The sequence below is a fragment of the Acidovorax sp. KPB24-07 genome, from assembly GCF_057543315.1.
Map to the genome: position 1 here is coordinate 1 of NZ_BAAJYS010000515.1, position 1,994 is coordinate 1,994.

A 1,994-nucleotide genomic window follows, 5' to 3' on the forward strand; every position below is an offset into this window, starting at 1 on the left:
GCTGAACGCCGCGGTGGAAGCCGCCCGCGCGGGCGAGCAGGGCCGCGGCTTCGCCGTCGTGGCCAGCGAGGTGCGCACGCTGGCCCAGCGCAGCGCGACCGCCGCCAAGGAGATCAAGGCGCTGATCGACGATTCGGTCACGCAGGTGGACGCCGGCAGCAAGCTGGTGCAGGACGCCGGGGCCACCATGGACAAGGTGGTGGACAGCGTGCGCCGCGTGACGGCCATCGTGGCCGAGATCAGCAACGCCAGCCAGGAGCAGAGCACCGGCATCGCCGAGATCGGCAGCGCCGTGAGCCAGATGGACCAGTCCACCCAGCAGAACGCCGCGCTGGTGGAAGAGGCCACCGCCGCCGCGCAGTCGCTGCAGCAGCAGGCGGCGCAGCTGGCCGATGCGGTCGCCGGCTTCAAGCTCGACGCCCACGGGGCCGCAGCGCCGTCGCGGGGCGGTCCGGCGGCCGGGACGAACCGCGCCCTGACCATGCGATAAAAACGGCCTCCAGCACAATAAGCACTAGGGCATATAGCTATATATTTGATAGCAAAATAACCCGACCGCATGGCGATCGGGCTCAGGCCTGGGGCGTGGCAGCCCCAATCAGCGAGAAAGGACAGGGCGCCGGGTGGCATTCAAGCCCGCGCGCGCCCTCTTTTCGGCCTTCGCTGACGGCGCCAAGGCCCCCTGGCGGCCATGATGGCGCGATGACCCCCACCCTGCCCTCGCGCACCCCTTCGGCGCCAGCCCGCCCCGGCCGAGCCCCCCTCACGCCACGCATCTGGCTCGCCCTGGCCGGCTGGCTCGCGATCGCTTTCGTGGCCGCCGCGGTCGGCAGCATCGCATCGGTCAAGGCGCCGCAGTTCTACGCCCAGCTCACCCAGCCGGCCTGGGCGCCGCCGGCCTGGCTGTTCGGGCCGGTGTGGAGCGCGCTGTACGCCATGATGGGCATCGCCGCCTGGCTGGTATGGCGCGAGCCCGCAGGGGCCCTGCGCCGGCGCGCGCTGTGGCTGTTCGCCGTGCAGCTGGCGCTCAATGCGCTGTGGAGCTGGCTGTTCTTCCAATGGCACCAGGGCGCCTGGGCGCTGGCCGACATCGGCCTGCTGTGGTGCTGCGTGGCCGCCACCCTGGTGGCGTTCTGGCGGCTGCGGCCGCTGGCCGGGGCGCTGCTGGTGCCTTACCTGGCCTGGATCACCTTCGCCGCCGCGCTGAACTTCACGGTCTGGCGGCTGAATCCGCAACTGCTGGGCTGAGGGGCCGGCGTCTTTCGCGGCGCGGGCTACAGCGCCTTGCGCAGGTTGGCCGGCGCGATCTTGAGCGCCTCGCGGTACTTGGCCACGGTGCGGCGCGCGCACTCGATGCCTTGCTCCTTCAGCATCTCGGCGATCTGGCTGTCCGACAGCGGCTTGGCCGGGCTCTCGGCCGAGACGAACTGCTTGATGAGTGCCCGCACCGCCGTGCTGGAGGCGTTGCCCCCGGTCTCGGTGCCCAGGCCCGAGCCGAAGAAATACTTGAGTTCGTACGTGCCCTGCGGCGTGGCCATGTACTTGGCCGTGGTCACGCGGCTGATGGTGGACTCGTGCAGGCCCAGCTCGTCGGCGATGTCGCGCAGCACCAGCGGCCGCATGGCCAGCTCGCCGTGCACGAAGAAGTTCTTCTGCCGGTCCACGATGGCGCGCGACACGCGCAGGATGGTGTCGAAGCGCTGCTGGATGTTCTTGATGAACCAGCGCGCCTCCTGCAGCCGCTGCTGCAGGCCCTGGTGGCCCTCGCCGCCACGGTTGCCGCGAAGCGCGCCGGCGTAGATGTCGTGCACGCGCAGGCGCGGCATCACATCGGGGTTGAGCTGCACGCTGAAGTTCTGCTGCGTGCCGCGCCCGGTCTTCTTCACGATGACGTCGGGCACGATGATGTTGCGCTCCACCTCGGCGAAGGCGCGGCCGGGCCGGGGCTCCAGGCGGGCGATCAGCGCCATGGCCGCGCGCGTGCGCTCCTCGCC

At 70.8% G+C, this 1,994-nt stretch carries 3 protein-coding genes; 2 read left to right on the forward strand and 1 reads right to left on the reverse strand.

The window, feature by feature from the left end; translation table 11 throughout:
* A partial coding sequence (locus AC27IQ_RS23295; protein WP_487090967.1) for a methyl-accepting chemotaxis protein occupies window positions 1–490 on the forward strand: 490 nt, incomplete at its 5' end.
* Between the two features lie 212 nt (window positions 491–702).
* Window positions 703–1,248, forward strand: coding sequence for a TspO/MBR family protein (locus tag AC27IQ_RS23300; protein WP_487090968.1), 546 nt, complete (start codon window positions 703–705; stop codon window positions 1,246–1,248).
* Between the two features lie 26 nt (window positions 1,249–1,274).
* On the opposite strand, the gene rpoN is transcribed toward AC27IQ_RS23300, so the two are convergent.
* Window positions 1,275–1,994: RNA polymerase factor sigma-54 (rpoN, locus tag AC27IQ_RS23305; protein ID WP_487090969.1), on the reverse strand; the 720-nt coding region annotated here is incomplete at its 5' end.